22 protein-coding genes are annotated in these 26,033 nt (G+C 64.4%); 5 read left to right on the top strand and 17 right to left on the bottom strand.

What is annotated here, in order from left to right; genetic code table 11:
- Positions 1-21 precede the first annotated feature (21 nt).
- Positions 22-1,860: an aminodeoxychorismate synthase component I gene (gene pabB / locus OPV09_RS01835; protein WP_338680323.1), complete on the top strand. Its 1,839-nt coding sequence runs from the start codon at positions 22-24 to the stop codon at positions 1,858-1,860.
- Here the strand turns inward: pabB and OPV09_RS01830 are convergent.
- Positions 1,853-2,215, bottom strand: coding sequence for a DUF1428 domain-containing protein (locus OPV09_RS01830; protein WP_046681873.1), 363 nt, complete (start codon positions 2,213-2,215; stop codon positions 1,853-1,855). The two genes, pabB and OPV09_RS01830, sit on opposite strands and share 8 nt — an antisense overlap.
- A 115-nt stretch (positions 2,216-2,330) precedes the next feature.
- Entirely contained in the window at positions 2,331-2,924 is a 594-nt protein-coding gene (locus tag OPV09_RS01825; protein ID WP_035828486.1) for a glutathione peroxidase, read from the bottom strand.
- A 180-nt stretch (positions 2,925-3,104) separates the two neighbouring features.
- Here OPV09_RS01825 and OPV09_RS01820 point away from each other — a divergent pair, with 180 nt between their 5' ends.
- A complete protein-coding gene (locus OPV09_RS01820) occupies positions 3,105-4,244 on the top strand; it encodes an extracellular catalytic domain type 2 short-chain-length polyhydroxyalkanoate depolymerase (protein WP_338680322.1) in 1,140 nt (379 codons plus the stop codon).
- Positions 4,245-4,375: 131 nt separating this feature from the next.
- Here the strand turns inward: OPV09_RS01820 and gabD are convergent, their stop codons facing one another.
- From gabD to OPV09_RS01745, 15 genes are all read right to left on the bottom strand, one after another.
- A complete protein-coding gene (gene gabD / locus OPV09_RS01815) occupies positions 4,376-5,830 on the bottom strand; it encodes an NADP-dependent succinate-semialdehyde dehydrogenase (RefSeq protein ID WP_338680319.1) in 1,455 nt (484 codons plus the stop codon).
- 93 nt (positions 5,831-5,923) lie between these two features.
- Positions 5,924-6,766: a PPK2 family polyphosphate kinase gene (locus OPV09_RS01810; RefSeq protein ID WP_128140751.1), complete on the bottom strand. Its 843-nt coding sequence runs from the start codon at positions 6,764-6,766 to the stop codon at positions 5,924-5,926.
- On the bottom strand, positions 6,763-7,185 hold the full coding sequence (locus OPV09_RS01805) for a CoA-binding protein (RefSeq protein WP_070303249.1): 423 nt from the start codon (positions 7,183-7,185) through the stop codon (positions 6,763-6,765). The genes OPV09_RS01810 and OPV09_RS01805 overlap by 4 nt, the downstream gene beginning before the upstream one ends.
- Positions 7,186-7,249: 64 nt before the next feature.
- Positions 7,250-7,903, bottom strand: coding sequence for a bifunctional 2-keto-4-hydroxyglutarate aldolase/2-keto-3-deoxy-6-phosphogluconate aldolase (locus OPV09_RS01800; protein WP_338680318.1), 654 nt, complete (start codon positions 7,901-7,903; stop codon positions 7,250-7,252).
- Between the two features lie 13 nt (positions 7,904-7,916).
- Positions 7,917-8,813, bottom strand: a complete 897-nt coding sequence (locus OPV09_RS01795) for an SMP-30/gluconolactonase/LRE family protein (RefSeq protein ID WP_425324017.1) — start codon at positions 8,811-8,813, stop codon at positions 7,917-7,919.
- Positions 8,814-8,955: 142 nt separating this feature from the next.
- Positions 8,956-10,686 carry an L-arabinonate dehydratase gene (gene araD, locus OPV09_RS01790; RefSeq protein WP_058049351.1) on the bottom strand — a complete coding sequence of 577 codons (1,731 nt, stop codon included), beginning with the start codon at positions 10,684-10,686 and terminating at the stop codon, positions 8,956-8,958.
- On the bottom strand, positions 10,683-11,696 hold the full coding sequence (locus OPV09_RS01785; protein ID WP_338680316.1) for a 2-dehydro-3-deoxygalactonokinase: 1,014 nt from the start codon (positions 11,694-11,696) through the stop codon (positions 10,683-10,685). The genes araD and OPV09_RS01785 overlap by 4 nt, the downstream gene beginning before the upstream one ends.
- Positions 11,697-11,780: 84 nt before the next feature.
- The gene (locus tag OPV09_RS01780) at positions 11,781-12,548 is read right to left on the bottom strand and encodes a hypothetical protein (protein ID WP_338680315.1); all 768 of its coding nucleotides are present in this window, start codon (positions 12,546-12,548) and stop codon (positions 11,781-11,783) included.
- On the bottom strand, positions 12,545-13,744 hold the full coding sequence (locus OPV09_RS01775; RefSeq protein WP_338680314.1) for a DNA-binding transcriptional regulator: 1,200 nt from the start codon (positions 13,742-13,744) through the stop codon (positions 12,545-12,547). The genes OPV09_RS01780 and OPV09_RS01775 overlap by 4 nt, the downstream gene beginning before the upstream one ends.
- Before the next feature lie 157 nt (positions 13,745-13,901).
- Positions 13,902-15,044, bottom strand: a complete 1,143-nt coding sequence (locus OPV09_RS01770; protein ID WP_034783811.1) for a sugar ABC transporter permease — start codon at positions 15,042-15,044, stop codon at positions 13,902-13,904.
- Positions 15,041-16,612, bottom strand: coding sequence for a D-xylose ABC transporter ATP-binding protein (xylG, locus tag OPV09_RS01765; protein WP_219310077.1), 1,572 nt, complete (start codon positions 16,610-16,612; stop codon positions 15,041-15,043). Before xylG ends, OPV09_RS01770 begins: the two co-directional genes overlap by 4 nt.
- A 196-nt stretch (positions 16,613-16,808) precedes the next feature.
- Positions 16,809-17,783, bottom strand: coding sequence for a D-xylose ABC transporter substrate-binding protein (gene xylF / locus OPV09_RS01760; RefSeq protein ID WP_139143382.1), 975 nt, complete (start codon positions 17,781-17,783; stop codon positions 16,809-16,811).
- Positions 17,784-17,933: 150 nt separating this feature from the next.
- A complete protein-coding gene (locus tag OPV09_RS01755) occupies positions 17,934-19,721 on the bottom strand; it encodes an IlvD/Edd family dehydratase (RefSeq protein WP_338680313.1) in 1,788 nt (595 codons plus the stop codon).
- The gene (locus OPV09_RS01750; RefSeq protein ID WP_338680312.1) at positions 19,718-20,485 is read right to left on the bottom strand and encodes an SDR family oxidoreductase; all 768 of its coding nucleotides are present in this window, start codon (positions 20,483-20,485) and stop codon (positions 19,718-19,720) included. Before OPV09_RS01750 ends, OPV09_RS01755 begins: the two co-directional genes overlap by 4 nt.
- A 27-nt stretch (positions 20,486-20,512) precedes the next feature.
- Complete coding sequence (locus OPV09_RS01745) at positions 20,513-21,673, bottom strand: fumarylacetoacetate hydrolase family protein (protein ID WP_338680311.1); 1,161 nt, start codon at positions 21,671-21,673, stop codon at positions 20,513-20,515.
- 429 nt (positions 21,674-22,102) lie between these two features.
- Between OPV09_RS01745 and chvE the strand changes: the two genes are divergently transcribed.
- The 3 genes from chvE to mmsB all read left to right on the top strand — a co-directional run bounded on the left by chvE (position 22,103) and on the right by mmsB (position 25,987).
- Positions 22,103-23,125: a multiple monosaccharide ABC transporter substrate-binding protein gene (gene chvE, locus OPV09_RS01740; RefSeq protein WP_223278970.1), complete on the top strand. Its 1,023-nt coding sequence runs from the start codon at positions 22,103-22,105 to the stop codon at positions 23,123-23,125.
- A gap of 113 nt (positions 23,126-23,238) precedes the next feature.
- Positions 23,239-24,780, top strand: a complete 1,542-nt coding sequence (gene mmsA / locus OPV09_RS01735) for a multiple monosaccharide ABC transporter ATP-binding protein (protein ID WP_338680309.1) — start codon at positions 23,239-23,241, stop codon at positions 24,778-24,780.
- Complete coding sequence (gene mmsB, locus OPV09_RS01730; RefSeq protein ID WP_034752728.1) at positions 24,770-25,987, top strand: multiple monosaccharide ABC transporter permease; 1,218 nt, start codon at positions 24,770-24,772, stop codon at positions 25,985-25,987. The genes mmsA and mmsB overlap by 11 nt, the downstream gene beginning before the upstream one ends.
- Positions 25,988-26,033 lie beyond the last annotated feature (46 nt).

Raw genomic sequence — 26,033 nt, 5'->3', positions numbered from 1 at the left:
GTCACCGCCGCAGCTGTCCCCATGCATACCGACTGCTTCGCCCTGCTCGACGACGCCAGCACACCCGGCGCCGGTTCGCGCCTGTACACGGGCCTGGCGGCGGTCTTGCAGTGCACCGAGGGACAACAGTGGCCGGCCCTGCTCGAAGGGCTGCAAGAGGCCTTGCAACGCGGCCAGTACGCCGTCAGCGTGTGCAGCTACGAACTGGGTGCGCACTTGCTGGCCATGCCGCCGCGCGCGGCCGGCCTTGACGCGCCGCCGCTGGCGCAAGTGCTCGTCTTCGACCATTGCACGCAGCTGTCGCAGGACGAGGTGGCGCAGTGGCTGGACTCTCGCGTCGACGCGGACGCCGCGCCGGCCGGCGTGGCCGGTATCCGCGCGAACGTGGATCAAGCCGAATTCACGCGCGCGCTGCACCGCATCCACGACTACATCGTGGCCGGCGACACCTATCAGGTCAACTACACGTACCGTTTGCGCTTCGACGCCTTCGGCTCACCCCTGGCCCTGTATGCGCGGCTGCGCGCGCGCCAGCCCGTGCCCTACGGCGCGCTGGTGATGCTGCCCGATGGCGGCGCCCTGCTGTCGCTGTCGCCGGAGCTGTTCGTGCGCCACGCGCAGGGCGAACTGACGGCGCGTCCCATGAAGGGCACGGCGCCGGCCGCCCCGCCTGAGCAAATGGCAGAAAACGCACGCCGCGCCGCCGCCCTGGCCAGCGACCCAAAAAACCGCGCGGAAAATCTGATGATCGTCGACCTGCTGCGCAACGACATCGGCCGCATCGCCGTCACGGGCTCCGTCAAGGTGCCGGCCCTGTTCGAGGTGACGCGCTACAGCAGCGTGCTGCAAATGACGTCCACCGTGCAGGCGCGCCTGCGCGCCGACGCAACGCTAAGCGGCATCTTCCAGGCCTTGTACCCGTGCGGCTCGATCACGGGCGCGCCGAAACGCCGCACCATGGAAATCATCGCCGAACTGGAACCCGCGCCGCGCGGCATCTATACGGGCGCCATCGGCTGGTTCGATCCGCCAGCCGCCGGCGCCGCCCACGCCGTGGGCGACTTCTGCATGTCCGTGCCGATCCGCACCCTGGCCTTGCAACCGGCCGACCCTGATGGCATCCGGCGTGGCGAGATGGGCGTGGGCGCCGGCATCGTGCTCGACAGCGACCCGCACGAGGAATTTGCGGAATGCCAGCTCAAGGCCCGCTTCCTGACGGGCCTGAGCAACGACTTCGAACTGTTCGAAACCCTGCACGCCAGCCGCGACCATGGTTGCCGCCTGCAGGAGCACCACCTGGCGCGCCTGGCCACCTCCTGCGCCTACTTCGGTTTTAGCTGGGATGCCAACGCTGCCCGCGCCGCGCTGCAGGCGGCTTGCGCGGCACGCCCCGACAATGTCCCTTTCCGCCTGCGCCTGGCGCTGCGCCAGGATGGCCAGTTGACGACGCAAAGCGGCGTGCTCAGCGCCTTGCCGGGGACGGTCAACGTCATGCTGGCGCCCGATACAACGACGGCCGGCGATCTGTTCCTGCGCCACAAGAGCAGCGTGCGCGCGCGCTATGACGCGGCCTGGCGCGCGGCCGAGGCGCAAGGCGGCTTCGACATGCTGTTCTTTAACGAGCGTGGCGAGCTGACGGAGGGCGGGCGCAGCAATGTCTTCATTAAGCTGGACGGCCGCTGGCACACGCCGCCCCTGTCCTGCGGACTGCTGCCCGGCGTGCAGCGCGCGGCCATGCTGGCCGATCCTGCCTGGAACGCGCAGGAAACCATCATCACGCGCGCCATGCTGGCGCGGGCCGAAGCGATCGTCGTGTGCAATGCGCTGCGCGGGGCGATCCCCGCGAAGCTGGTTATTTGATATCCACCTGCATTTCATAGCCGCCGTAGATCATCCGCTTGCCATCGAACGGCAGCTTGGCCGGGTCCATCATCTCGGCCAGGCGCGGGTCTTTCATGACCTTGTCGTTGATTTCATCGCGCTTGGCGCGCGACTCATACACGATCCATGAAAACACCACCACTTCGCCATCCTGCAAGTCCACCGCCTGCGGGAACGAGGTCAGCTTGCCCGGCTTGACATCGTCGCCCACGCATTCGCGAAATTCCAGCGCGCCGTACTCTCGCCACACGGCGCCGCAACTGCGCGACATGGCCAGGTAGGCATCGAGCTTGGCTTTCGGTACGGGCACGACAAATCCATCGACATACGCCATGATGTTCTCCTTTGTTGTGACAAACGCGAACAACCAGCTTAGGACAATGATGGCAAGACGACAAGCGCGGCATTAAAAAAAAGCAGGCGTTCAAGCCTGCTTGGGTATCAGCAACTTACAGCGCCAGCGCTTTTTCCACCGCGCCAACGAGTTTCTTGTCGTCCGGCGTCACCTTGCTGGGGAAGCTTTCCACCACTTTGCCGTGGCGGTCGATCAGGTATTTATGGAAATTCCAGGCCGGGGTCTTGCCCGTCTGCTTGATCAGGTCCACGTACAGCGGGTTCGGCGCGGGGCCGGAGACGACCGACTTCGAAAACATCGGGAACTTCACGCCATAGGTGTTGTAGCAGAAATCGGCGATTTCCTTGCTGTTACCGGGCTCCTGCTTGCCAAAATCGTTCGACGGGAAGCCCAGCACCACCAGGCCCTTGCTGCCGTACTTGGCGTACAGCGCCTCGAGCCCTTCATATTGATTGGTAAAACCGCAATAACTGGCCGTATTGACCACCAGCACGACCTTGCCCGCGTACTGGCACAGGTTTTGCGGCGCTTCATCCTGCAGGCGGTTGAAAGTCTGCTTGAGGATGGCCGGGCAGGCGGCTGGCGCGGCAGCAGCTGGCGCGGTGTCGGCGGCATGGGCCGGCATGGCCAGGCTGGCGCCGGCGGCAAGGGTGGTCAATGCAAACAGCTGGGCAAGAGTCTTGGACATGAAGGGCACCATGGTTGAACGGAAAAAACCATTCTATGTCAAACGCCGCGCGTGCGTACAAGACGGACAACAACAGCGATGGCTTGAGCGACATCAATGACCATGCAGTACTTGCCCAGCGCACAGTTTTTTTACCTATGCTCGGCCTTCCTGTCCCTTTCCCTGCCTTGTGGAGCCGCCATGCCCTTCCCGCACCTGACCGCGCACCTGACAACACTAACCACCGCCCTGCTGGCCGCCAGCCTGCTCATCCTGGCGCCAGGCGGCGCGCACGCCGCCACGACGGCCAAAGCCGTCAAGCCCGCCGCAACCAAGGATGCCCCCGCCCTGCCCGCCTACCAGGCTGACCTGAGCCAGACCACGGTGTCCGGCCTGTCCTCGGGCGGCTTCATGGCGGCGCAGTTTGCCGTCGCCTACTCGGCCACGGTGGCGGGCGCCGGCATCATCGCGGGCGGCCCGTATTTCTGCTCGGGCCAGCCGGGCCGCTTCCCCTACATTCCCTACCTGACGAATGCCTTGAGCACCTGCATGAACCCGGGCAGCGCGCAGGTGGCGCCGCCTGTCGCCAGCGAATTGCTGCGCGCGGCGAACGATTTTGCGCGCGAGCGTCTCATCGACGACACGGCCAACCTGAAACGCCAGCGCGTATATCTGTTCAGCGGAACGAAAGACCAGACCGTGACGCGGCCGGTGGTGGAGCAGGTGGGGAAATTCTATCAACTGGCGGGTACGCCGGCGGCGCAGATCCGCTTCATCGACACGCTAGGCGCGGGCCACGCCATCCTCACCGACAGCAACGCCGACAAGCCTTGCGCCGTGACGGAGTCGCCGTTCATCAACGACTGCGACTATACGCAGGCGCGCGACATCCTGCAGCACCTGTACCCGGATCTGCAGCCGTCGTCGACTACCCTGACGGGCAAGCTGATCGCCTTCAACCAGCGCAGCTTCATCCAGAACGCCTACTCGAGCATGAACAACACGGGCTACGCCTACATCCCGAAAGCCTGCAGCAGCGAGAGCTGCCGCGTGCACGTGGTATTCCACGGCTGCCTGCAAACGACGCAGGCCATCGGCGACCGTTTCTATACCAGCACCGGCTACAACCAGGTAGCGGACGCCAACAAGATCATCGTGCTGTATCCGCAGGCAGAACCGAGCCCCGTCTACCCGTACAACCCGAAGGGCTGCTGGGATTTCTGGGGCTACACCAGCATCAATCCGATCGACCCGGATTTCTACCGCAAGAGCGGCACGCAGATGGAAGCGGTCAAGGGCATGCTGGACAGGTTAGGATCTGCTCGCAACAGCCGTCGATAACGGACGTCACGGATGCTTGAGAAAATCGTAGCGAGCGGCAACGATTTCTGGCTAAGAAGCGCAGCTGTACTTTAGTACAGTGAGCATCGCAGGCCGGAAAGCGCGCCGCGCAGTAGATTTAATCAAGCATTCTAGATACCGCCCATGCAGATGTATTTGATGACCAGGTAATCTTCGATACCGTAGGTCGACCCTTCACGGCCCAGGCCCGACTGCTTGACGCCGCCGAAGGGGGCGATCTCGTTCGAGATCAGGCCCGTGTTCACGCCAACCATGCCCGTTTCCAGGCCTTCGGCCACACGCCAGATGCGGCCGATGTCGCGCGAATAGAAGTAGGCAGCCAAGCCGAATTCCGTGTTGTTGGCCAGGCCGATCACTTCATCGTCCGTCTTGAAGCGGAACAGGGGCGCCAGCGGGCCGAAGGTTTCCTCGGTGGCCACGCGCATGTCGTTCGTCACGTCGGCGATGATAGTCGGCTCGAAGAAGCCATTGCCCAGCGCATGGCGCTTGCCGCCAGCCAGCAGGCGCCCACCCTTGCCCAGCGCGTCGGCCACGTGTTCTTCCACCTTGGCCACGGCCTTGACGTCGATCAGCGGGCCTTGCGTGACACCAGCCTCGATACCATTGCCGACCTTCAGCTTGGCCACTGCCGCCACCAGCTTGTCGGCAAACGCGTCATATACGCTGTCCTGCACGTACAGGCGGTTGGCGCAGACGCAGGTCTGGCCCGCATTGCGGTATTTCGAGGCGATGGCGCCTTCCACTGCCGCGTCCAGGTCGGCGTCATCGAAGACGATGAACGGCGCATTGCCGCCCAGTTCCAGCGACAGTTTCTTGATCGTCGGCGCGCACTGCTCGGCCAGCAAACGGCCCACCTGGGTCGAGCCCGTAAACGTCAGCTTGCGCACGATGGGGTTCGACGTCATTTCGCCGCCGATGTCTTTCGGCGCACCCGTGACGATGCTGAACACGCCAGCAGGCACGCCCGCGCGCTCGGCCAGCACGGCCAGCGCCAGCGCGGAAAACGGCGTTGCTTCCGCCGGTTTCAATACCATCGGGCAGCCGGCTGCCAGGGCCGGACCGACCTTGCGGGTGATCATGGCGGCGGGGAAGTTCCATGGCGTGATGGCGGCGCACACGCCGATCGGCTCCTTGGTGACGACCAGGCGGCGGTCCGGCCATGGCGACTGCAGGGTCTCGCCCGCGACGCGCTTGCCTTCTTCGGCGAACCACTCGATGAACGAAGCGCCGAACTGCACTTCGCCCTTCGCTTCCGGCAGGGGCTTGCCCTGCTCGGTGGTCATGATCAGCGCCAGGTCATCGGCGTTTTCCAGGATCAGGTCATGCCAGCGGCGCAGCACGGCCGCGCGTTCCTTGGCCGTCTTCTTGCGCCAGGCGGGCCAAGCGGCATTGGCCGCCTCGATGGCGCGGCGCGTCTCGGCTGCGCCCATCAGGGGCACCGTGCCGATATGTTCGCCCGTGGCGGGATTGTTCACATTAATCGTCTGGCCACCATCGGCATCGACCCAGGCTCCATTCACGTAAGCCTGGTGACGCAACAAGGTAGGATCTTTCAACTGCAGCATATGGATCTCCGGTCTGGTTTGAATTATCGACGAGGGATACTATGCCACAGCGCGGCCGATTCCGCAGGCGCATGCGCGGAACTCGCTCAAGCTCTACTCGACCTTGAAAGACGACAGTTTCGGGTCCGGCGCCGGGTATTCCAGCTTCATGCCCTGCAGGGTTTCCAGCAGCAGGGACGCGACCACGAGATTGCGCTGCGTCTTGGAGTTCGATGGCACCACATACCACGGCGCGTGATCGGCATCCGTCTCGCGGATCGCCGTTTCATAGGCGCGTTGGTAGCCATCCCACTTCTTGCGCTGGGCGATATCGTTGGGGTCGAACTTCCACTGGCGGTCGGGATCGTCAAGCCGCTCCTGCAGCCGTCCCCGTTGCTCATCCTTCGAGATGTGCAGGAAGATTTTCAGGATGACGGTGCCCGTTTCGCTCAGCATGCGCTCGAAATCGCGGATCTGCGCGTAGCGGCGCTGGCATTCGGCCTTGTCGATCATGTCCTGCACGCGCGTGATCAGCACATCTTCGTAATGGCTGCGGTTGAAGATGGCGATCTCGCCCTTCACGGGCACGTGCTGGTGCACGCGCCACAGGTAATCGTGCGCCAGTTCGATATCGGTAGGGCCCTTGAACGCGATGGCGCGGATGCCCATCGGGTTGATGTTGCTGAAGATGGCCTTGACCGTGCCATCCTTGCCCGACGTATCCATGCCCTGCAAGACCAGCAGCACCTTCTTTTTGTGCTGCGCGTACAGCATGCTCTGGCACTCGGCGATCTGCGCCGTCAGCGCCACGGTTTCCTCGCGGTCCATGGCCTTGCACTGGGCCGGCGTCAGCTTCTTGTTCGCCGCCTTGGTGGCGGCGCCCAGCAGGCGCTTGCCGGCGAAATCCTCGTTCAGCTCGAAGCCCTTGCCGGCGCGAAATTGCGTGCGCGCCTTCATGCCGCCACCGCCAGCTTGCGGTGCTCGATTTTTGTGCAGTGATCCATCACCACGTCCAGGCCCGCCGCCCGCGCCAGCTGCGCCGCCTGCTCGTTGACGATGTCGAGCTGCAGCCACAGACAGCCGGCCTTGACGGCGATGGCTTCCTCGGCGATGGGCACGATGTCTTCGGATTTGCGGAAGCAGTCGACGATGTCGATGCGTGCCGGCGCGACAGCGGCCGCCGCCTCCGTCAGATTGGCGTAGGCGCGCTGCCCCAGCACATCGCGCCCGGCCAGGGCCGGATTGACGGGCAGCACGCGGTAGCCATGGCGCAGCAGGTAGTCGGCCACTTCATGGCTGGCGCGTTCGGGCTTGTCGGACATGCCGACGATGGCGATGATGCGGCTGTCTTGCAGGATGCGGGCGATGTTGGACATATTCTGGTCTATGAAGCGTGCGACATTGCCCGCCTAGCGTAGCAGATTCCCGTCCCGCCGGGAGCTAGCCAGAAGACTTAGCCTTGCGCACGGCCGCCATCTTCTCCACGAAAGCCTGCGCGCGCGCCGTCACGGCCGCGTAATCGCCCGTGGCGCCCGGGCCACTGAGGCTGCTACCGATGCCCACGGCCACGGCGCCGCTGGCAAACCATTCATTGAGGTTCTCCACCGTCACGCCGCCCGTCGGCATCAATGGCGCTTGCGGCAGGGGCGCGCGCAGGGCCTTGATGTAGGCGGGGCCGAACATCTCGGCGGGGAAGACCTTGACGATGTCGGCACCCGCCTGCAGGGCCGTGACGATTTCCGTCGGCGTCATCGCACCCGGCATGGACAGCACCTGGTAGCGCTGGCACAGCGCGATGGTGTCCACGTTGACGCTAGGCGAAATGATGAACTGGGCGCCGGCCAGGATGGCGGCGCGCGCCGTCTCCGTATCGAGCACCGTGCCCGCGCCCAGCAGCACGTCATGGCCATGGCGTTCGCGCAAGGTGCGCAGCACGCCCAGGGTGTCGGGCGTGGTGAACGCCACTTCCAGCGCCGTGATGCCGCCGGCGATGCACGCCTCGGCGATCTGCAGCGCCGCATCGGGCGAGTCGGCGCGCACGATGCCGACCATGCCCCGTTCGAGGATGCCATTGAAAACCGTGTGTTTTTGCATATGCTCTCTCCTGTCAGGCCGGCAGGGCGCCAAAGCGCACTTCCGGCAAACCGCGCACGCCCATCTGGCGCGCATGAAACAATCCGCCGGCCAGAGGTTCGCTCGCCAGCTGGGCCGGGGTCAAATTCTCCTGCGCCGTCGTGACGAACAATTCGTCGTAGTGCGGGCCGCCCAGGCTCACGCAGCTGGGCTGTGAAACGGGCAGGCTGATCTTGCGCTCGACGCTGCCGTCCGGCGCGAAGCGCAAGACCCTGCCGGCGCCCCATTGCGCGCTCCACAGGTAGTCATCCGCATCAATGGTGGCGCCATCGGCGGCGCCCGGCCCCGGATCGAGTACGGCAAACACGCGCACCCGGCTCGCGTCGCCGCCCAGGTAATCGTCCCAGCGGTAGATCGCCCTCTTCATCGAATCGCAGAAATACATGGCCGTGCCATCGACGCTGAAGCAGATGCTGTTCGAGATGGCGATCTGCGGCAGCGGCAAGCGCTCCAGGGTCAAGTCCAGGTTGAGGCGGTAAAAGCTGCCGATCGCATCGCGGCACGGGCGCTCATCGAGCGTGCCGAAGACAAAGCGTCCCTGGCGGTCGCAGCGGCCATCGTTCAGGCGCGTCATGGGCAAGTCGCCCTCCACCGTGTGCAAGCGCGTGACGGCCCCGCTGCGCGCGTCAAACCAGGCCAGTCCGGAGGCCAGGCCCAGCAGCAGCACGTCGTCGCTGTCCGTCAGCGCGAAACACGCCAGGCGCTCGGGCATGTCCCAGCTCTGGCGCTCGCCCGTGGCCAGCACCAGCGCATGCAGCTGGCAGCCTTCGATATTCGTCCAGATAACGCGGCCGCTGCGTTCGCACCAGCGCACGCCCTCGCCCAGGAAGTTTTGCGCATCGACCAGTAATTGCGCCTGTGTCCCCATCATTTTTTTTCCTTTAACTCTGTATAACGCATGATAAAACTGTCGCGAGCGGAAGTCAGTTGTGGCCGAGACGCGCAACTGTGCTTGAGCACAGTGAGCATCGAGGCCGCAAATGACGACGCGCAGCAGGTTTGATCGTGCGTTATCAATGAGACTCGCGCGGAACTGCCGAACCCCGGCAGCCGACGAGGAAGTCCAGATCCGCGCCTTCGTCGGCCTGCGTCACGTGCTTGATGTACATCGACTGATAACCGCCCTTCATGGCCGGCGGCGGGGCGCTCCACTCGGCGCGCCGGCGCGCCAGCTCCGCTTCGTCGACGTCCAGGTGCAAACGGCGTCCCGCCACGTCCAGTTCGATCATGTCGCCATCGCGCACCAGGGCCAGCGGCCCGCCCACGGCCGCTTCCGGCGCCACGTGCAGCACCACCGTGCCGTAGGCCGTGCCGCTCATGCGCGCGTCCGAGATGCGCACCATGTCGCGCACGCCCTGCTCCAGCAGTTTTTTCGGCAGTCCCATATTGCCCACTTCGGCCATGCCCGGATAGCCCTGCGGGCCGCAATTTTGCAGCACCATCACGCAGCTGGCATCGATATCGAGCGCGGGATCGTCGACGCGCTTTTTGTAGTGCTCGATGCTGTTGAAGACGACGGCGCGGCCCCGGTGCTGCATCAGCTCGGGCGAGGCCGCCGATGGCTTGATGACGGCGCCGCGCGGGGCCAGGTTGCCATGCAGGACGGCGATGCCGCCTTCGTCCTTGAATGGCTGCGCCAGCGGCGTGATCACCTCGGGATTGAAATTTTCCGCTTCGGCCACGTTGACGGCCATGGTCGCGCCCGTGACGGTGAGCGCCTCGCCATGCAATTTGCCCAGCAGGTCGCGGATGATCACGGGCAGGCCGCCCGCATAGTAAAAATCTTCCATCAGGTACTGGCCCGACGGCATCAGGTTCAGCAGGCAGGGAATGTCGCGGCCCAGGCGATCCCAGTCGCCCAGGCGCATATCCACGCCGATGCGCCCGGCGATGGCCAGCAAATGGATCACGGCATTGGTCGAGCCGCCGATGGCGCCGTTGACCATGATGGCGTTTTCAAACGCTTCGCGCGTGAGGATCTGCGACAGTTTCAGGTCTTCATGCACCATGTCGACGATACGCCGGCCCGTCAGCTGCGCCTGCAGCTTGCGGCGCGCATCGACGGCGGGAATGGCCGCGTTGCCGGGCAAGGTCACGCCCAGCGCTTCGACCATGCTGGCCATGGTCGAAGCCGTGCCCATGGTCATGCAGTGGCCGGCGGAACGCGACATGCACGATTCGGCCTGCTTGAATTCGGCCGAGGTCATGCGCCCGGCGCGCACGTCTTCGGAAAACTTCCACACGTCGGTGCCCGAGCCGATCGGCTTGCCGCGGTAATTGCCGTTCAGCATGGGGCCGCCCGACAGCACGATCGTGGGCAAATCCACGCTGGCCGCGCCCATCAGCAGGGCCGGGGTGGTCTTGTCGCAGCCCGTCAGCAGCACCACGCCGTCGATCGGGTTGGCGCGGATCGATTCCTCGACATCCATGCTGGCCAGGTTACGGAACAGCATGGCCGTCGGGCGCAGATTCGTCTCGCCCAGCGACATCACGGGAAATTCGACGGGGAAGCCGCCCGCCTCGAGCACGCCGCGCTTGACCATCTCGGCCAGGTCGCGGAAATGGCCATTGCAGGGCGTCAGCTCGGACCAGGTATTGCAGATGCCGATGACGGGACGGCCATCGAAGGCGTCGCTGGGATAGCCCTGGTTCTTCATCCAGCTGCGGTGAATAAAACTGTCCTTGTCGTCGCCACCAAACCACGATTGCGAACGCAAGGGGCGCTTGTTCTTGTTGCTGCTCATACTGTCTCCTGCGGGGAAATCAAGCCGCGCGCGGCGGCGATCAGCAGCGCACCGTGACCGGCCAGATTAGCTTGCTGCTGGTCGTCGACGATGATGCGCTTGCCATAAAAAAATCCGTGTTCTTCGATCAGCAAGCCAAGCGCCTGGCGCAGCATGGGCTTGCCGGTAATGACGAGCGGGGTATCGGGCCGCATCTGGATGGCCGTGCTGTTGCGCAGCGCCAGCAGGTCGCCGCTGAGGACGGCGCCCATCAGGAAATTGGCCCGCTCATTGCATTCGATGGCGCTGAACTGGCCCAGGGTGCGCACGCTGAAGCAGGCGCGCGCCAGCCCCGTTTTTTGCGCCGCGGCCGCGCCGGCCAGCAGCATTTTCGGCACCAGGGTTTGCGCAAAACCGCCATCGACCGATTGCTTGATCAGGGTGTGCTGCGTGATCGCCTGCAGCAGCTCGCCCGCGATGGTGGTGCTGCAGCCGAGGATGCGGCGCTGCTCGTCCACACTGATCAGCTTGGTATGCGAGCCGGGCATGATCAGGGTCGCCGCGCCCCGCAACTGCAGGCGCTCGAGCAGCGCGACGACTTCCGTCTCTTCGCCGCGCATCATGTCCATCGCCTCGACGTTGTGCAAGCCGACGGCGCCATGCTGGTTGCGCACGCCGGGAATCAGCCACAGGGGCTGCGCCAGCACATCGGGCAAGTCCACCGCCTGCATGCCTTGCGCCAGCTGGGCCAGGCCGGCGGGCGCCGGCAAGTGCGGCACTTCCCGCACACCCATGGGCGAGGTAATCATGCCCGAGGCCAGCGCCAGGTCCACGTCGGACGGCGCGATGCCGGCGCTGGCCAGCACGCTGGCGATGGTGTCGCGCAGCGCCTGTTTCAGCGCACCGTTATGGCCATCGATGGCGGTATTGCGCACGCCCGTTTCCAGCTGCGCCTGAGCGACGACGGCGCCTGCGCGCCACAGCAAGGTACGCGTATTGGTGGTGCCGGCATCGATGGTGAGTATGTTCATGGGCAGGTTCGCAGCGTCGGTCAGGACAAAAATGAATGAGGGAAAAACTACCCCATGGTAGAACTGCCCCGCATATCTGACCAATCACTTATTTGACATCATTGATACCGGTTCGGATATGTCAAACGCATCGATATCCTGCACGCCCAAACGGTAGGCAAGATTGAAGCGCCTGACCTGTCCCGGCTGCAATTGCACACCCTGCGCCAGCAGGGAAAAACAGCGCGCATCGGAATACAAATGGCAACTGTCCTGGGTGCTGGAAAAACGCAGGACCCGGCCGGAAGCGGGGTCCGCCACCCGCGCCGCCTCGCGCAGCTGGCCGCTGCCCGTCCAGTAAAAGTCATGCCGGAATCCCGGCAAGTGCACGAGCGCGGGCCAGGCCAGGCGTGAAGCGAGCGGCGCCGGCTGGCGGAAGTCGAAGGCGCTGCCCGCCACATCGAGCGGAGCGCTGCACGAATGCCCGCCGGGCCAGTAGCGGTCGGCGGCCAGGCGCAGCACATGGTCGCCCACGGCGGCGCGGCCGCCCTGCAGATTGAACAGGGGCGCGGCCAGCGCAAAACGGGAAACCGTCTCGGCCGTGGCGACGCAGTCGAGGTGCAGGCTGCCATCCTGGTCGAGCCGGTAGGCCAGGCGCACCGACAGGCCGTCATGCGCCAGATGCAGCAGCAAGTGGCCGTCGTCCGGCGGCGCGCACTGCCAGGCCGTGGACGAGCGTGCCGCAAGGGGCGTGGCGCCCAGCACGTCGGCCAGGCGGCCATAGCGGTCGGGCGCCCACCAGGCCCGCACGCTGGCATCGTGCGCATCGATGGCCACGCGCATGCCGCGCGCATTACGCAGCAGATGCATCATGGCGCCTGCCCGGGGGCTGGCGGCGGCCGGCTGCGCTGCTGGAATTCGCGCGGCGTGCAACCGAGTTCGCGCTTGAAGACGGCATGCATGTACTGCACCGTGGTAAAGCCGCAACGCACGGCCACCTCGGCCACCTGCCCCGGCCCGCGCGCCAGCAGGGTCTTGGCCGCATCGAGCTTGAAATGCAGGATTTCATCGTGCACGCTGCGCCCCAGCTCGTGGCGGAAGTGCGCTTCGAGCGAGGAGCGCGACACGCCCACGTAATCGGCCACCTGCTCCGTCTTGATGCCCTGGCAAGCGTACTGGCGAATAAAATGGCGCGCCTGCATCACCTGCGGATGCTGGAAAGGCTGGTGGCGCGTGGAAGCGAGCACGTTCAGGCCAGCCGGCGGCACGAGGATGCGCGTGCCGGACAGGCGCGCGCCATTCAACATCTGATGCAGCAGATGCGCGGCCGTGCGGCCCATTTCCTCCGTGCCCTGGATCACGGAACTCAAGGGAATACGCGTGAGCATGCGCGCCAGCGGGTCGTTGTCGATGCCGATCAGGGCCACCTGCTCCGGCACGGCGATCCCCGCGTGCATGCACGCTTGCAGCAGCTGGCGCGCGCGCGCGTCGCTGACGGCGATGATGCCGACGGGTTTTTCCAGGCTGTTGAGCCAGGCGATCTGCTGCTCCACCGCTTCGTCCCACGACGGTGCGCTGGTGGCGACGCCCCGGTACACGTCGGCGCGCATGTGGTCGCGCTCCATCAAGGCGCAAAACGCCGTTTCGCGCTCCTGCGCCCAGCGGTTGACATCGGCCTCGGGCAGGCTGAAACAGGCAAAGCGGCTCAAGCCCGCTTCCACCAGGTGTTCATAGGCCAGCTTGACGATCTTGAAATTATCGGTCGCCACGTACGGGATGCCGGCCGGGTAATCCTCGGCGAGCGCATACGAGCCGCCCACGGCCACCACGGGCAGGCGGCTGTGCGCCAGCGCCTCGCAGACGGCGGGATCGTCGAAATCGGCGATGATGCCGTCGCCCTGCCAGCGCTCGATGCCGGGCAGGCGGCAGCGAAAGTCCTCTTCCAGGAACAGGTCCCACGACACGCGCGTCGTGTTCAGGTAGGCGGCGATACCCGCGATGATGTCGCGGTCGTAGATTTTGTTCCCGTTAAACAGCAGCGCGATCCGGTGCGCGGTCGGCAATTTCATGCTGGTGTCTCCTCCATGTGGCGGCAAGGCCTTTCGGGGCCTCGAAAAACCGTAGCGAGCGGTCCAATATCGCCTTGAGTAGCGCAAGCGTACGGAGGTACGCTGAGCAACGCAGAGGCGATAGTGGGACGCGCAGTAGGTTTGTCGAGGTTCCCCGCTATCGGCGTCCGGCGCGCGTGCTAACATCGACCCACACGGCGAGGGTGAGGATACTGCCTTTCACGATCATCTGCCAGTAGGTGTCCACGTCCAGCATGGACATGCCGTTATCGAGGCTGGCCATGACCAGCGCGCCGATCAGGGCGCCGTACACGGTGCCCGAGCCGCCGCGCATCGAGGTGCCGCCGATGAAGCAGGCGGCGATCGCGTCGAGTTCGCTGAAGGTACCGGCCGATGGCGAACCGGCCGCCAGTCGGCCCGTATTGATCAGGCCCGCCAGCGCGCACATCAGGCCCATGATGCCGAAGATCCACAGCTTGACGGCTTTCACGTTGATGCCGGACAGGCGCGTCGCCTCCATATTGCTGCCGACGGCATAGATGCGGCGGCCGAACACGGTCTGGCTCGTGATGTAGCTGAACAGTCCCAGCAAGGCCAGCAGCAACAGCACGGGCAGCGGGATGCCTTCATAGCCGTTCAGGGTTTGCACGAAGGCATACAGCACGGCGCCGATGACGGCCAGGCGCAAGCCGTCGGCCCAGGGCGCCGTCTGCGGCAAGCCATGCTGGGCACGGCTGGCGCGCGCGCGCCACGTCAGGAAGGCGGCCAGCAGGAACAGGCCGATGCCCAGCACGATGCCGGGCACCGCGGGCAGGTAGCCCTGCCCCAGGTAGACCATCGGCTCGGAGACGGGCGCGATCGTGATGCCGCCCGTGATGCCCAGCAGGATGCCGCGGTACGCCAGCATGCCGCCCAGCCCGACGATGAAGGACGGGATGCCCCGGTACGCCGTCAGATAGCCATTGAGCAAACCGATCACCAGGCCGCAGCCGAGTACGGCCGCCAGGTTCAGCGCCAGCGGCCAATGCTGCGTCACGTCCAGCACGGCGGCGATGCCGCCGAGCAGCCCCAGCAGGGAGCCGATCGACAGGTCGATCTCGCCGGCGATAATCACCAGCACCATGCCGCAGGCGAGGATGCCGGTGACGGACATCTGGCGCAGCAGGTTAGACAGGTTGCGCGGCGTGAGGAAACTGCCCTCCGTCTTCCACGAAAAGAAGGCCCAGATCAGCGCCACGGCGATCAGCAGTGCCAGCATCTTGTATTGGGTGAACAGCTGTTTGATACTGTGCGGTTTCATGCTGCGGTTTCCTTGTTTGCGGTGTTGGCGGCGGGCGCCGGGCGCTGGTCGAGCGCGGCCGCCAGCACGGTTTCCTGGCTCAGGCCATCGTTGATAAAGTCGCCGCGCAGGCGGCCTTCGCCCATCACCAGCACGCGGTCGGACACGCCCAGCACTTCGGCCAGTTCCGACGAGACCATGATGATGGCCACGCCCTGGTCGGCCAGCGCCAGCATCAATTTGTAGATTTCATATTTGGCGCCCACGTCGACGCCGCGCGTGGGCTCGTCGAGGATCAGCACGCGCGGACGCGTCAGCAGCATCTTGGCCAGCACGGCCTTTTGCTGGTTGCCGCCCGAGAGGCTCGTAATGGACAGCGACGGGCTGGCCGCCTTCAGTTCCAGCTTCGCGATCTCGCCGCGCACGGCCGTCAACTCCGCCTCGCCATCGATGCGCGTGGCGCGCGCGAATTCCTCCAGCACGGCCAGGGTGATGTTCTGCCCCACGTCGAGGTCCGGTACGATGCCGTGGTGCTTGCGGTCTTCCGGCACCATGGCCAGGCCCATGGCGATGGCCTTTTGCGGCGAGCGGGTATCGATCTTGCGGCCATCGAGCCACACTTCGGCCTGGCACGGCCCCTGGTAGGCGCCGAACAGGGCCGAGACGAGCTCCGTACGCCCCGCTCCCACCAGGCCGGCGATGCCGAGGATCTCGCCCTTGCGCAGGGTGAACGACACATCGTCGACCCGCTTGCGCTGCGGGTTGTCGGCGTCGATGCAGGTCACGTGGCGCGCCTCGAACAGCACTTCGCCGATAGGTGCCGGCTGCGCGCGCTGCGGATACAGCTGGCTCATTTCACGGCCCACCATCTGCGCGATGATGCGCTCGACGTTCATCTGCGCCATCGGCGTGGTGGCGATATGCTTGCCGTCGCGGATGACAACGATGGTGTCGCAGATGGCCGCCACTTCATCGAGCTTGTGCGAAATGTAGATGCAGGTGACGCCCTTGGCCTTCAACGCGCGCAGGATATCGAGCAGCACGGCGATTTCCGACGCCGTCAGCGACGACGACGGCTCGTCGAGGATCAGCAAGCGCGCATTCTTGTTGAGCGCCTTGGCGATTTCCACCAGCTGCTGGTGGCCGCCGCCGTAATTCATCACGGGCTGCGCCACGTTCAGTTCGGGAATTTTCAGTTCGCGCAGCAGCTCGTCGGCGCGCTTGTACATGGCCGCGTAGTGCATGCGCCCGCCGGGCAGGGTCAGCTCGCGGCCCATGAAGATATTCTCGGCCACGGACAGCTGCGGCACCAGCATCAGTTCCTGGTGGATGATGATGATGCCCGCGTCTTCCGTGTCGCGGATCGATTGCGCGCGCAGGGGCTGGCCATCCCACAGGATCTCGCCATCCCAGGTGCCGTGCGGGTACACGCCGGACAACACCTTCATCAGGGTCGACTTGCCGGCGCCATTCTCGCCGCACAGGCCGATGCACTCGCCGGCCCGCACCTGCAGGTCGATGCCGTCAAGCGCGCGGACACCGCCAAACTGTTTGACGATGCCTTTCATTTCAAGCAGATAGTCGGACATGCTCACTCTCGTTGCGGATACGGGGAAATGTCGGATTACGCGGCGCCCATGGCGCCGCTAATCCAACCTACGGCCGGTGCGGACGGCCGACACCACCACCGGCGTTTCCGGTGCCGGCGATTGTCGGATAACGGCCGGTGCGGGCAATCGTAGGTCGGCTTAGCGCGCAGCGCGCAAGCCGACATCAAGCGGGTGATCAATTACCCAGCTGCGCCTTGGTATAGAAACCGTCATCGACGAGAATGTTCACATTCGCCTTGGTCAGCGGCGTTGGTTTCAGCAGCACCGTGCTGACCTTTTTCAGGCCGTTGTCATAGCTGGAGTTGTAAGCCGGCTTTTCATTGCGCGCCAGTTGCACGGCCAGCTTGGCCGCTTCCGCAGCGATGGTTTTCAACGGTTTGTAGACGGTCATCGACTGCGTGCCGGCGATGACGCGTTTCACGGCCGCCAGATCGGCGTCCTGGCCCGAGACCGGCACCTTGCCGGCCAGTTTTTGCGCGGCCAGGGCCTGGATGGCGCCGCCTGCCGTACCGTCGTTCGAGGCGACGATGGCGTCGATCTTGTTGCCGTTGGCCGTCAGCGCGTTTTCCACGATGGACAGCGCCTCGGTGGCGCTCCAGTCCTTCACCCACTGCTGGCCGACGATCTTGATATCGCCCTTGTCGATGAACGGTTTCAATACCTTCATCTGGCCTTCGCGCAGCATCTTGGCGTTGTTGTCGGTCGGCGAGCCGCCCAGCAGGTAGTAATTGCCCTTCGGCTGCAGCTTGGTCACGCCTTCGGCCTGCATCTCGCCCACTTTCTCGTTGTCGAACGAGATGTACGCATCGATATCGGCGTTCAGGATCAGGCGGTCATACGACAGCACCTTGATACCGGCCTTTTTCGCCTCCTTGACGGTGTTGTTGAGGACAGTGGCGTTGAACGGCACGATCACCAGCACGTCCACGCCGCGCGAGATCAGGTTTTCGATTTGCGAAATCTGGCGCTGCTCGCTGGCGTCGGCCGACTGCACGAAGACCTTGGCGCCCTGCTTTTCGGCGGCGGCGATGAAGAAATCGCGGTCGCGCGTCCAGCGTTCCACGCGCAAATCGTCGATGGAAAAGCCGATTTTCGGGTTTTTCGCATCGGCCAGGGCGGCGCTGCTTGTCAATGCCAGCATGGCGGTCATGATGGCTGCACTGATGATCTTGTTCATTGTGTGTCTCCTTGTGGATTTTATTAACAACGTTTTTTAACTGCGGGTACTGCTGAAAAATTTTATGTCTGTGGTGGTGTCGGCTTACGCGCGGAGCGCTAACCCGGCCTACCTCGACCTACATCAATGGTTGTGGCGCGGCAGGGTCTGGCCCACGGCGCGGTATTTCAGCGCCAGCTCCATGCAGGCGCCCGTTTCCAGCTGGCCCACGCTGGCGCGGTAGATTTCCTGCCATGGCGTGGCGCTGTCGTTGACGGGCGGCGGCAGTTCCTGCGCGCGGCGCGCCAGTTCGCCAGCATCGACCAGCATGTCGCACTGGCCCCCGTTCAAGTCCACGCGGATGATGTCGCCCGTGCGCAGCAGCGCCAGGCCGCCGCCCACGGCACTTTCTGGCGACGCGTTCAGGATCGAGGGACTGTCCGAGGTACCCGACTGGCGCCCGTCGCCCAGGGTCGGCAGGTTCAGAATGCCGGCCTTGAGCAAGGCGTCGGGCGGCTGCATGTTGACCACTTCGGCCGAACCGGGCCAGCCCACGGGACCTGCGCCGCGCATGACCAGCATGCAGCTGTCGTCGATGTTGAGCGCCGGGTCGTTGATGCGCGCGTGGTAGTCGGCAGAACCATCGAAGACGATGGCGCGCGCCTCGAACACGCCCTCGCTGCCGGGACGCGACAGGTAACGCTCGCGGAAAGCGGGCGAGATCACGCTGGTCTTCATGATGGCAAAGTCGAACAGGTTGCCCTGCAAGGCCATGAAACCGGCCTTTTCCTTCAGCGGCGCGGCAAACGGGCGGATCATCTCGCGATCAGTACTTTCGCGTCCGGCCAGGTTCGCCGCCATCGTCTGGCCCGTGACCGTCAACCGGTCCGCATGCAGCAAGCCCGCCTGCTGCAGCTCCCACATCACGGCCGGCACGCCGCCGGCGCGGTGGAAGCGCTCGCCCAGATACTTCCCGGCCGGCTGCATGTTCAACAGCAGCGGCACGTCGTAGCCATGTTCCATCCAGTCGCTCGAGTGCAGTTCCACGCCCGCATGGCGCGCCATGGCCATCAGGTGCGGCTGGGCGTTGGTCGAGCCGCCGATGGCCGCGTTGACGATGATCGCGTCCAAAAACGCCTCGCGCGTGAGGATGCTCGACGGGCGCACGTCCTCATGCGCCATGGCGACAATGCGGCGTCCCGTTTCATAGGCGATCTGGCCCCGTTCGCGGTATGGCGCGGGAATGGCCGAGCAGCCCGTCAGGGACATGCCCAAGGCTTCCGCCAGCGCATTCATGGTCGATGCCGTGCCCATGGTGTTGCAGTGGCCGGCCGACGGCGCGGAGGCAGCCGCGATCTGCAGGAATTTGTCGTTGTCGATCAAGCCGGCGGACAGCTGGCGGCGGCCCTTCCAGATGGCCGCGCCGGAACCCACCAGTTCGCCGTCCATCCAGCCGTCGAGCATGGGGCCGCCCGACAGCACGATGGCGGGAATATCGACCGTGGCGGCGGCCATCAGCTGGGCCGGCGTGGTCTTGTCGCAGCCCGTCGTCAGCACCACGGCGTCGATCGGGTAGCCGTGCAAAATCTCCACCAGGCCCAGATACGCAAGGTTGCGGTCCAGCGCGGCCGTGGGACGGCGGCAGTTCTCGAAGATCGGGTGCAGCGGGAATTCCATCGGGATGCCGCCCGCGTCCCGGATGCCGTCGCGCACGCGCTGCGCCAGTTCCAGATGGATGCGGTTGCAGGGACTGATATCGCTGCCGCTTTGCGCAATGCCGATGATGGGCCGGCCCGAACGCAGCTCCTCGGCCGTGATGCCATAGTTCATGAAGCGCTCGAGGTACAGCGCCGTCATGTCGATGTGGTCGGGATTGTCGAACCAGTCCTGCGAGCGGAAGCGCCGCGCCTGGGGTTTGCCTGCGGTGCTCATGCGCCGTACCAGCCTGCGTCGACATAGTATTCGCGTCCCGCGCACTTGGCCGCGTTGTCCGACGCGAGGAACAGCGCCAGCGCCGCCACGTCTTCCGGCTCCACGCGCAGCTGCAGGCATTGGCCCTGCAGGATCACGGCTTCCGCTTCCGGCGTATGCCACAGCTTTTCCTGGCGCGGCGTGCGCACGGCGCCAGGAATGATGCAGTTGACGCGGATGCCGTCGACGCCCAGGTCGCGCGCCAGGCCGCGCGTCAAGCCCTCGATGCCGGCTTTGGCCGTCATGTAGATCGACAGGCGCGCTTGCGCCAAATGCCAGGAAATCGAGCCCAGGTTGAGAATCACGCCGCTGCCCTTGGCGCGCATGGCCGGCGCCACGGCCTGGGCGCAGAAATACTGGTGGCGCAGGTTGACGGCCATGCGCTCGTCCCAGTAGGCGGGCGTGACGTCCTGCAGTTGGTGGCGGTCGTCATTGGCCGCGTTGTTGATGAGGATATCCGTGGCGCCCGCGCTGTGTGCGATCTCGGCGAAGGTGGCGGCCAGGGCACCCAGGTCCGTCAGGTCGCAATAGCGGAAAACGGGCGGCTGCGGCAGGTGGGCCAGCTTGTCCTGCAGCGCCAGCGACGCCTCGCGGGCGATATCGAGAAAGGTGACGTGGGCGCCCTGGCGCGCGAACGCCTCGACGATGGCCACACCGATGCCGGTGCCGCCGCCCGTGATGACGACGCGCTTGCCGGCCAGGCTGGAATAAATTGCATGCTGCATGGTGTCTCTCTTTTTAAAATAATCGGATCAAAGCAAGCCGCGCTGGGCCAGGTTCTGGTACAGCGCGCGCACGCCAAACGTCCAGGGGGCAATCGCATCGCAGCGCTGCACTTCGTTGACCAGCGCGCCCAGCGCAGCGCTGGCAATCGTCACCCGGTCGCCCAGGTGGTGCGTAAAGCCGCCGCCCTGCGCGCCGCGGTCCTTCACGGGCGAGAACATGGTCCCGAGGAACAGCATGAAGCCGTCCGGATACTGGTGGTACTGGCCTGCCGTCTGGCGCACCAGGTCGAGCGGGTCGCGGCTGATCTCGCGCATGAAGCTGGCGCCTTCGAGCACAAAGCCGTCGTCCGCGCCTTCGATCAGCAGCGACACTTCCGCCTCGCGCACGGTGTCGAGCGTGAAGTGCTCGTCGAACAGGCGGATGAAGGGGCCGATGGCGCAGGAGCCGTTGTTATCCTTGGCCTTGCCCAGCAAGAGGGCGCTGCGCCCTTCGATGTCGCGCAGGTTGACGTCGTTGCCCAAGGTCGCCCCCAGCACCTCGCCACGGCTGTTGACGGCCAGGACGATCTCGGGCTCCGGGTTGTTCCAGGCGGACGATGGCAGCAAGCCCACCTGCGCGCCGCAGCCCACCGACGACATCGGCTGCGCCTTGGTAAACACTTCCGCATCGGGGCCGATGCCCACTTCCATGTATTGCGACCAGGCGCCGCGCTGTTGCAGCTGCTGTTTCAAACGCTGCGCCGCGTCCGAGCCAGGCTTCAGTGCCGACAGGTCGCCGCCCAATGTCATTTGCAGGGCGGTGCGCAGGCTCGCCGCGCGCGCCGCGTCGCCGCCCGCCTGTTCCTCGATCACCCGTTCGAGCAGGCTGACGGCGAAGGTCACGCCGCAGGCCTTGACGGCCTGCAGGTCGCACGGCGCCAGCAGCAGCGGCTCGCCGGCCGGCGCGGCCAGCGCCTGCTCCAGCAACGACTGCACGGGTCCGAGCGCGATGCCGGGCGCATGGCGGACGATATCGAGCGCATCGCTGCGCTCGAACAGCTCGGCCACCGTCGCCACCGTCTGCGTGATGTCGACCACTTCGCCGCCGCGCACGGCGACGACGCACGGGCCGTCACGCCAGATGCGCCCGACAAGGAGGGCCTGCGCCAGGTCGGCGGGCAACAAAGAGGCGGGGGAAATCGGCTGCATGGCAAGCTTTCAAAAGGTCGTGACGGGATGGCCGGTGTTCAAGTTCGGACCGATTCTGCGCGCCGCCCTGTGTCGCCGCAATTACGAAAATCACCAAATTGAATGATGATTATTGGTATTGCAGTGCACCAAAAAAAGCCGCCATCCAGCCCCCGTTTCCGCCCTGTCAGCAGGCGGAACGGCGTGCCATGGCGCATTGCATCAATTGACCCATCGATATCGTTTTGGATATCAGCAATGCGAAAAAAGTGATTGGTGAGGGATGGATGGACAAACTAGTATCAGCCGTGGCCTGCAATCGGCCATTCGCACGGAGCCCGCCCACTGGACGACGGCCCTGGCACATTCAACTATCGAAGACGGTGGAGACCTGAAATGAAAACAACAATGAAAATGCTGACCGCGAGCCTGGCGCTGGCCATCTCCGGCATGGCGGTAATGCCCGTGGCAAGCGCCGCAGACAAGGGCGCAATCGGCATCTCGATGCCAACCAAATCGTCCATGCGCTGGATTGCCGACGGCGACAACATGGTCAAGGTATTCAAGGAGCGCGGCTACAAGACGGACTTGCAGTTTGCCGACGACGATATCCCGAACCAGCTGGCGCAGGTGGAAAACATGATCACCAAGGGCGCCAAGGTGCTGGTGATCGCCGCCATCGACGGCACCACCCTGTCGAACGTGCTGCAAAAAGCGGCCGACAAGGGCATCAAGGTCATCTCGTATGACCGTTTGATCCGCGGCACGAAAAACATCGATTACTACGCCACCTTCGACAACTTCCAGGTCGGCGTGCTGCAAGCGGGCTATATCGAATCGGCGCTGAAACTCAAGGAAGGCAAGGGCCCGTTCAATATCGAACTGTTCGGCGGCTCGGCCGACGACAACAACGCGCACTTCTTCTACAACGGCGCGCTGTCGGTGCTGAAACCCTACATCGACAGCGGCAAGCTGGTGGTGCGCTCGAAGCAGATGGGCATGGAAAAGGTCGCCACCCTGCGCTGGGATGGCGCCGTGGCGCAGGCCCGCATGGACAACCTGCTCAGCGCCTACTACGGCAATGCGCGCGTCGACGCCGTGCTGTCGCCATATGACGGCTTGAGCATCGGCATCCTGTCCTCGCTCAAGGGCGTCGGTTACGGCACGCCGAAGCAGCCGTTCCCCGTCGTGACGGGCCAGGATGCGGAAATCCCGTCGGTGAAATCGATCATCCGCGGCGAACAGGCATCGACCGTGTTCAAGGACACGCGCGAACTGGCCAAGGTCACGGCCAACATGGTCGACGCGATGATGAGCGGCAAGACGCCGACCGTCAACGATACGAAGACCTATAACAACGGCGTGAAAGTCGTGCCGTCCTACCTGTTGAAACCGGTCACCGTCGACAAGGCGAACTGGAAGCAGGTGCTCGTCACCGGCAGCGGCTACTACACGGAAGCGCAAGTGAAATAAGCATCCAAGGTACTGAAGGCCCGGCCCTGCCGGGCCTTTCGCTTCACGCACTATCAAGAACAAGACTGCAGCACGACCGATGCCGACCAGCGCGGCCGTGCCAGAGAGGTTATATGACGAACACTATCCTGGAAATGCGCGGGATACGCAAAACATTCCCGGGCGTCGTTGCGCTCGACAATGTCAACCTGCGGGTACACAGCGGCGAGATCCACGCCATCGTCGGCGAAAACGGCGCCGGCAAATCGACCCTGATGAAAGTGCTCAGTGGCGTCTACGGCCATGGCAGCTATACGGGCGACATCGATTACCTGGGCCAGACGCGGCACTTCCGCGGCATCAAGGACAGCGAAGAAATCGGCATCATCATCATCCACCAGGAACTGGCGCTGGTGCCCCAGTTGTCGATCGCCGAGAATATCTTCCTCGGCAACGAACCGTCCAGCATGGGCGTCATCGACTGGGAATACGCGCAAAGCAAGACGCGCGAACTGCTGCACAAAGTCGGCTTGAAAGAGTCCCCGGACACCCTGATCACCAACCTGGGCGTGGGCAAGCAGCAGCTGATCGAGATCGCCAAGGCGCTGTGCAAGGACGTCAAGCTGCTGATCCTCGACGAGCCGACGGCCAGCCTGAACGAAAGCGACAGCGCGGCCCTGCTCGACCTGCTGCTGGGCCTGAAAGCCCAGGGCATCGCCTCGATCCTGATCTCGCACAAGCTCAATGAAATTTCAAGGGTCGCCGATGCCATCACGGTGCTGCGCGACGGGAACACGGTCGACAGTTTCGACTGCCGCATCGAACCCGTCAGCGAAGACCGCATCATCGAAAAAATGGTCGGACGCGAAATGGCCGACCGCTATCCGCCGCGCACGCCGACGATAGGCGAGACCATTTTCGAAGTGCGCGACTGGCGCGTCTTCCATCCCGAGCATGCCGACCGTCCCGTCATCAAGGGCATCAACATGCACGCGAAAAAGGGAGAGATCATCGGCATCGCCGGCCTGATGGGCTCCGGGCGCACGGAACTGGCGATGAGCATTTTCGGCCGCGCCTACGGCCAGCGCATCAGCGGCATGGTGCTCAAGAATGGGCAGGAAATCGACGTCAGCACCATCGGCAAGGCGATCGCACATGGCCTCGCGTATGTCACGGAAGACCGCAAGGGCCTGGGCCTGATCCTCGAGGAAGACATCCAGAAGAACACCAGCCTGGCCAACCTCGATGCGATTTCCAAGCACATGGTGATCGATGAGCAGCGTGAATTCAGCGTGGCCGAGGAGTTCCGCCGCAAGCTCAAGACCCGTTGCTCGAGCGTGGCGCAGAAGGTGGTCAATCTGTCCGGCGGCAACCAGCAGAAAGTGGTGCTGGCGAAGTGGCTGTTTTCGCGCCCCGACGTGCTGATCCTCGACGAACCGAGCCGCGGCATCGACGTGGGCGCCAAATACGAGATCTACAGCATCATCAGCGACCTGGCCGCGGAAGGCAAATGCATCATCATGATCTCGTCGGAAATGCCGGAATTGCTGGGCATGTGCGACCGGATCTATGTCATGAACGAAGGCCGCTTTGCGGCGGAATTGAGCGCGGCAGAAGCATCGCAGGAGCGAATCATGCGCGCGATCGTTACACACGGAGAAAACAATGGACAATAAACTGACAGCAGGCGCGCCGGCAGCAGCAGCGCCAGCGGCCGCACCGCAAGCGAAAAGCTATGCCGGCTTTTTGAAGAACAATATGCGCGACTACGGCATGCTGCTTTCGCTGATCGTCATCATGGGCTTTTTCCAGTACATGACCGACGGCACCCTGATGCAGCCGCTGAACCTGACCAACCTGGTGCTGCAAAACAGCTACATCGTCATCATGGCGCTGGGCATGCTGATGGTCATCGTGGCCGGCCATATCGATTTGTCCGTCGGCTCGGTGGTCGGCTTCGTCGGCGCGCTGGCGGCCGTCCTGATCGTCAACTACAACATGAATTTTGTCGCCGCCAGCATCCTCTGCCTGCTGGCCGGCGCCGTCATCGGCGGCGCGCAAGGCTATTTCGTCGCCTTCTTCAAAATCCCGTCCTTCATCGTCACCCTGGCCGGCATGCTGGTCTTCAAGGGCTTGACCCTGGCGCTGCTGGCAGGCCAGTCGGTCGGTCCCTTCCCTGAAGGCTTCCAGATGCTCAGCTCCGGCTTCCTGCCCGACCCGTTCGGCGGCGAAAACTTGCGCGGCCTGTCACTGCTGCTGGGCGTGATCGCCGCCGCGGCGCTGATCTTCACCTCGCTGCGCAGCCGCGCCAAGCAACTGAAGCACGGCATGGAAAACGAGCCGCGCGCCTTCTTCCTGCTGAAAAACGCGGTCTTCGCCGCCGTGATGGTGTATTTCAGCTATCTGCTGGCGTCGTACCGCGGCTTTCCCAACGTGCTGGCCGTGATGTCGCTGCTCATCGTCGCCTACACCTTCATTACCAACCGCACCGTGCTGGGCCGCCGCGTGTATGCCGTGGGCGGCAACGAGAAGGCGGCGCGCCTGTCCGGCATCAAGACGGAACGGGTCAGCTTCTACACCTTCGTCAACATGGGCATGCTGGCGGCCCTGGCCGGCCTGATCTTCGCGGCGCGCCTGAACACGGCCACGCCAAAGGCGGGCACGGGCTTCGAACTGGACGTGATCGCCGCCTGCTTCATCGGCGGCGCCTCGGCTTCGGGCGGCGTGGGCAAGGTGATGGGCGCCGTCATCGGCGCCTTCATCATGGGCGTGATGAACAACGGCATGTCCATCATGGGCATCGGTATCGACTACCAGCAGGTGATCAAGGGCCTGGTGCTGCTGGCGGCCGTGTTCATCGACGTCATTAATAAAAATAAATGAGAAGAACAAGGAAGCACAGGTTCGAGCCTTAGGGGGCTCTGGCCGG

This window comes from Janthinobacterium sp. TB1-E2, from assembly GCF_036885605.1.
GTDB classification, from domain to species: Bacteria; Pseudomonadota; Gammaproteobacteria; order Burkholderiales; family Burkholderiaceae_D; genus Janthinobacterium; species Janthinobacterium aestuarii.
This window is presented reverse-complemented; position numbering and strand designations above follow the sequence as displayed.

Coding starts and splice junctions, on each gene's coding strand:
- pabB (WP_338680323.1), top strand. CDS start 22: ATGCATACCGACTGCTTCGCCCTGCTCGACGACGCCAGCACACCCGGC.
- OPV09_RS01830 (WP_046681873.1), bottom strand. CDS start 2,215: ATGGCGTATGTCGATGGATTTGTCGTGCCCGTACCGAAAGCCAAGCTC.
- OPV09_RS01825 (WP_035828486.1), bottom strand. CDS start 2,924: ATGTCCAAGACTCTTGCCCAGCTGTTTGCATTGACCACCCTTGCCGCC.
- OPV09_RS01820 (WP_338680322.1), top strand. CDS start 3,105: ATGCCCTTCCCGCACCTGACCGCGCACCTGACAACACTAACCACCGCC.
- gabD (WP_338680319.1), bottom strand. CDS start 5,830: ATGCTGCAGTTGAAAGATCCTACCTTGTTGCGTCACCAGGCTTACGTG.
- OPV09_RS01810 (WP_128140751.1), bottom strand. CDS start 6,766: ATGAAGGCGCGCACGCAATTTCGCGCCGGCAAGGGCTTCGAGCTGAAC.
- OPV09_RS01805 (WP_070303249.1), bottom strand. CDS start 7,185: ATGTCCAACATCGCCCGCATCCTGCAAGACAGCCGCATCATCGCCATC.
- OPV09_RS01800 (WP_338680318.1), bottom strand. CDS start 7,903: ATGCAAAAACACACGGTTTTCAATGGCATCCTCGAACGGGGCATGGTC.
- OPV09_RS01795 (WP_425324017.1), bottom strand. CDS start 8,813: ATGATGGGGACACAGGCGCAATTACTGGTCGATGCGCAAAACTTCCTG.
- araD (WP_058049351.1), bottom strand. CDS start 10,686: ATGAGCAGCAACAAGAACAAGCGCCCCTTGCGTTCGCAATCGTGGTTT.
- OPV09_RS01785 (WP_338680316.1), bottom strand. CDS start 11,696: ATGAACATACTCACCATCGATGCCGGCACCACCAATACGCGTACCTTG.
- OPV09_RS01780 (WP_338680315.1), bottom strand. CDS start 12,548: ATGATGCATCTGCTGCGTAATGCGCGCGGCATGCGCGTGGCCATCGAT.
- OPV09_RS01775 (WP_338680314.1), bottom strand. CDS start 13,744: ATGAAATTGCCGACCGCGCACCGGATCGCGCTGCTGTTTAACGGGAAC.
- OPV09_RS01770 (WP_034783811.1), bottom strand. CDS start 15,044: ATGAAACCGCACAGTATCAAACAGCTGTTCACCCAATACAAGATGCTG.
- xylG (WP_219310077.1), bottom strand. CDS start 16,612: ATGTCCGACTATCTGCTTGAAATGAAAGGCATCGTCAAACAGTTTGGC.
- xylF (WP_139143382.1), bottom strand. CDS start 17,783: ATGACCGCCATGCTGGCATTGACAAGCAGCGCCGCCCTGGCCGATGCG.
- OPV09_RS01755 (WP_338680313.1), bottom strand. CDS start 19,721: ATGAGCACCGCAGGCAAACCCCAGGCGCGGCGCTTCCGCTCGCAGGAC.
- OPV09_RS01750 (WP_338680312.1), bottom strand. CDS start 20,485: ATGCAGCATGCAATTTATTCCAGCCTGGCCGGCAAGCGCGTCGTCATC.
- OPV09_RS01745 (WP_338680311.1), bottom strand. CDS start 21,673: ATGCAGCCGATTTCCCCCGCCTCTTTGTTGCCCGCCGACCTGGCGCAG.
- chvE (WP_223278970.1), top strand. CDS start 22,103: ATGGCGGTAATGCCCGTGGCAAGCGCCGCAGACAAGGGCGCAATCGGC.
- mmsA (WP_338680309.1), top strand. CDS start 23,239: ATGACGAACACTATCCTGGAAATGCGCGGGATACGCAAAACATTCCCG.
- mmsB (WP_034752728.1), top strand. CDS start 24,770: ATGGACAATAAACTGACAGCAGGCGCGCCGGCAGCAGCAGCGCCAGCG.